Here is a 454-nt window from a genome sequence, read left to right on the forward strand (position 1 = left end):
CCGTCGGTCAGATCACTTAGATCCACATCCGCCACACTCCAGACGCCGTCAGTTTGTGTCGCATCCACAACCACGTTGTTGGTGCCATCGCTGAACGTTACTTTCACGGTTTGTGCATCCGCGTCCACGCCACCCAAGGTCACGCTAACAGAATCCGCTTCGGCCGCGTTGGTGATCTCGTCGCTTGTCGCCACGGTCACGCTGAAGTTGTTGTCAGTGTCCGCACTGGTGTCTAAATCTAACGTATCTGTTTTAGTTGACGTGTTGCCTGCATCGTCGGTTGCCAAAGCGCTGACAGTAATCGTGCCGTCGGTCAGATCGCTTAGGTCCGCATCCGCCACACTCCAGACGCCGTCAGTTTGTGTCGCGTCCACAACCACGTTGTTGGTGCCATCACTGAACGTCACTTTCACGGTTTGTGCATCCGCGTCCACGCCACCCAAGGTCACGCTAA

At 55.9% G+C, this 454-nt stretch carries 1 protein-coding gene; it reads right to left on the reverse strand.

All coding sequences use genetic code 11. The features are described from left to right. The coding region (locus tag V6259_RS19640) for an Ig-like domain-containing protein (RefSeq protein WP_341585968.1) at positions 1-454 on the reverse strand (454 nt) is incomplete at both ends.

The sequence above is a fragment of the Marinomonas sp. TI.3.20 genome (assembly GCF_038155025.1).
In the GTDB taxonomy this organism is placed as follows: Bacteria; Pseudomonadota; Gammaproteobacteria; order Pseudomonadales; family Marinomonadaceae; genus Marinomonas; species Marinomonas flavescens.